3 protein-coding genes and 2 pseudogenes are annotated in these 3524 nt (G+C 52.4%); 4 read left to right on the top strand and 1 reads right to left on the bottom strand.

Features of this window, described 5'->3' with window-relative positions:
• From C814_RS13730 to mobC, 3 genes and pseudogenes are all read left to right on the top strand, one after another.
• Nucleotides 1-560 (top strand): annotated as a pseudogene (locus C814_RS13730) (helicase); the annotation flags it as partial.
• A 1-nt stretch (nucleotide 561) separates the two neighbouring features.
• The gene (locus C814_RS13725) at nucleotides 562-1368 is read left to right on the top strand and encodes a DUF3848 domain-containing protein (RefSeq protein ID WP_016315948.1); all 807 of its coding nucleotides are present in this window, start codon (nucleotides 562-564) and stop codon (nucleotides 1366-1368) included.
• Nucleotides 1365-1709 (top strand): plasmid mobilization protein, encoded by a 345-nt coding sequence (mobC, locus tag C814_RS13720; RefSeq protein WP_016315947.1) that lies wholly within the window; start codon nucleotides 1365-1367, stop codon nucleotides 1707-1709. The genes C814_RS13725 and mobC overlap by 4 nt, the downstream gene beginning before the upstream one ends.
• A gap of 112 nt (nucleotides 1710-1821) precedes the next feature.
• Here the strand turns inward: mobC and C814_RS13715 are convergent, their stop codons facing one another.
• The gene (locus C814_RS13715; protein ID WP_016315946.1) at nucleotides 1822-3234 is read right to left on the bottom strand and encodes an ATP-binding protein; all 1413 of its coding nucleotides are present in this window, start codon (nucleotides 3232-3234) and stop codon (nucleotides 1822-1824) included.
• Between the two features lie 101 nt (nucleotides 3235-3335).
• On the opposite strand from C814_RS13715, the pseudogene C814_RS13710 reads away from it, so the two are divergent.
• Nucleotides 3336-3524 (top strand): annotated as a pseudogene (locus C814_RS13710) (relaxase); the annotation flags it as partial.

Genomic DNA, 3524 nt, shown 5'->3' with positions numbered 1-3524 from the left:
CAGACGGATTTACCGGCATGGAAGTCCGGGGCGATACGCTCACCGACAAAGAGAACGCCGGAGCCGCCCTTCTGGACGCCTGCAAGGAGGTTAAAGGCTCCGAGCCGGTGCAGGTCGGCAGCTACCGGGGATTTGCTATGTTTGTAACCTTTGACGCTTTTCAGAAGGAATATATGCTCCAACTGAAAGGCAAGATGACCCACCGTACCGCCCTGGGCGCAGACCCGCGCGGCAACCTGACCCGGATTGACAACGCGCTTTCCCAGATGCCCCAGCGGTTGGAAAGCGTCAAAGTCCAGCTGGATAACCTTTACCAGCAGCAGGCCGCCGCGAAGGAGGAAGTGGGCAAAGCCTTCCCCTATGAGGAGGAATTGCGGGTCAAGAACGCCCGTCTGGTGGAGCTGGATATGGAGCTGAACATGGACAGCAAGGGGCAGTCCCGTCCAGAAGCGGCGATTGCCAAGCGCGAAAGGCCCTCGGTGCTGGAAGGGCTGAAACGCCCCATCCCGCCCCGCAGCATGGAAAAGAAACCCAGACAACAGGAACAGGAGGCAAGATAATATGAACAGCAACGAAAAGAATACGGCCCTTTATGAGAAGATGGCCGCTGAACAGGATACCTTCCGGGATTGGCTGAAAAGCCAGTCCCCGGAGGAGGTCTTAAACCATGCCTATGAGTACACCGTCCGGGAGGACATTGTGATGGCGATGGAGGAACTGGAACTCTCCGATGCACAGGCACAGGCGCTTCTGGATTCCCCCTCCCCGCTGGCTGATGTGTACCGGCATTTTGAAAAACTGGAAACCGGCTATATGGATGTGATCCGGGAAAGCATTGAGGAACGGGCCAATGAGATGTGCAAGGCAAAAGAGGAACAGAGAGCCGCCCCGGTCTATCCCCACTCCGCCGCCTATGCGTCCGAGCATGGGGAGATGGCGCAGTACCGCGCCTCCCTGCAAGTCAGTCTTGCCTGCAAAGAAGCCACCCGGCAGGCCATCAGCGCCCACTATGGGGATAACCGCTTGAATACCGAGGCCGCTGTCAAAGAAGTGCTGGAACAGTTCGGGCCGGAGCGTGTGCAGGTTATCCTTGCCAATACGGTGCTGAAAAAGGAGCATGACGGGCGTATCTCCCGCGATAACAAAGCCTGGGCGAAAACAATCCCCATGCCGGAGGATGGCGGCGATCCCCGCCACAGTTATGCCCTGGTGGTGGATAAGGTCAACCCCGGTCTGACCGACCTGTTTTTGAAGCAGGCGCGGAAAGTCCTTCAAGCCCCGGAGAAAGGCTCCGTCCTGGAAAAACTCAAACAGGAGCCGCCGGAACGCAAACCCGCCGCCCCTAAGAAACGGGAACCGGAACGATGAGCGCGGCAAAGCGGAAACGGGAGGTGCAGGTGAATTTCCGGGTTTCCCCGGAGGAGCTGGCCCTGATTGAGCAGAAAATGGCCCAGCTTGGAACCGTCAACCGGGAAGCCTATCTGCGGAAAATGGCGCTGGACGGGTATGTGGTAAAGCTGGATTTGCCGGAGCTGAAGGAGCTGGTGTCCCTGATGCGCTATTCCAGCAACAACTTAAACCAGCTGACCCGTAAAGTGCATGAAACCGGGCGGGTTTATGACGCTGATTTGGAAGATATATCCCAGCGGCAGGAACAGCTTTGGGACGGTGTGCAGAAGATACTGGCCCAGCTTTCCAAGCTCTCCTGACCGGGCAATCTGCCCCATCTGCGGAGGGAGGAACGGCGTTCTTCGCCGCGCCTTCCTCCGCTTTTTCTTTTTGCCGGAATATCGGCTGATTCCAGCCACAACCCGGATTGGCCTATTGCTCTTTTGCTGTAATATATTTTTGGCTCCGGCTCTTAGGCTTATCAGGAATGGTCATTTTAAGTTTCCCAGATGCCAACAGCGGTTTCAAATAAGCCTTACTAAAATGAGAACGGTTTGTAATCCCAACAAATGACTGCATCTCATCCCTGCTTCTGGCCTCGGTGCAGAAGTCCAATAAAAGAGCCTGTTTTTGCGTCAAAGCAAGGTCATGTATGGTATCATGTGTGGTTTCATGTGTGGAACTACCACTCATGATGTAGTTCACATTTTTCAAAATCACCTTGAAATCCGATGGTGTTGAGAAAAACTCCGGTTTTAGATATTCTTCATACCCTGGTAGTTTTTCTGTTTCACTTACGATCTTACGCAGACCGCTTCCCCGCCGTTCCATATATTTCATACGGTGAAACAAGTCTGCAATGACTGGATTCCGGCGTACAGAGCGAATGGTATTGATGTCACATTCCTGAACAGGCGCACCCTCGAACATTCCACCTGGCGATACAATCTCTACCCGGTCATCGTACATATCAATATGAATCTCGCTGCCCAAAACGATATAATCCCGATGGATCAGGGCATTGACCACAGCCTCGGTTACTGCCCGCTCTGCGTAATCAGGTTTATCCACACGATACTGCGCTTCTTTTGCGAAACGGACTTTGGAGTTGTTTCGGATAAATTCACAGCCGCTTTGCAGGAGATAAATCAGACTGCCCTCATACTCCTTGTCATCCAGCGCATCATCAAAGATAGAGCCTTTCTCCAAACCATTCCAGCGGGTGCAGAATATCCGGGAGTTAAAAACAGTGCGCTGATCCGTCAGCAGCCTTCCGGCATTTGTGAGCATCCCATTTTTATCCGCAAGGCCAAAAGAACAGTAGTCCGGCAGTTCCATCCGCAGTCCTGTACGCTCCAGGTAGGTTGCTTCCAACAGTGTAAAGCTATAATCTTTCCTGGGGGCATCTGTCACCAGCGCGTCAAAGGACCGGTGTGTTCCTTTCAAAATCAGTTCGTTGACGATGTAATCAGGCGCAGCCACGCTTTCATTCCCAACCCGGATGTAGGCTTCCATAATACCGTCTGCCTTATAGTAATAGGGTGTAGAGGTCCCAGCTGGAATTTTTAAGGCAAGCATATCCTTTCCATCTTCCTGAAACGGGGTCAGCACAAATTGAGGGATGGGTGTAATCCGCTCTTTAATAAAGCGGCTGATGACCTCGGCATCACCTTGAATGTCGGGCAGGCCGACCGTATTCTGATTATCGTCAATGCCAAAGAACAGCGTCCCTCCAATACCGTTAGAAAAGGCACTGACGCTTTTCAGCCAGCTTTTTGGTTTTTTAATTTCAACGGCAACTTTGAAATCACATTCCGTTGCCTCTGCTATCCATTTTTCTATCATAAAAGGCACTCCTTTGAGGTGCAGAAAAATTTTATTTTATTATACCCGCCAAAAGGATTTATTGCAATAAAAGAAACGAGTTCAGAGAGGAGGATTCCATCATGGCAACCACACGCATCATGCCGCTGCACACCGGCAAAGGCCGCACCGAAAGTCAGGCGGTCAGTGACATTATCGACTATGTAGCCAACCCACAAAAGACAGACAACGGCAGGCTCGTCACCGGCTTTGCGTGTGACAGCCGAGTAGCCGACGCCGAGTTTCTGCTGGCAAAACGTGAGTACATTTCC

Origin of the sequence: Anaerotruncus sp. G3(2012) (genome assembly GCF_000403395.2) — a bacterium.
GTDB lineage: Bacteria > Bacillota > Clostridia > Oscillospirales > Ruminococcaceae > Anaerotruncus.
The sequence above is the reverse complement of the archived record's forward strand: the minus strand, read 5'-3'. Positions and strand labels throughout refer to the sequence as shown.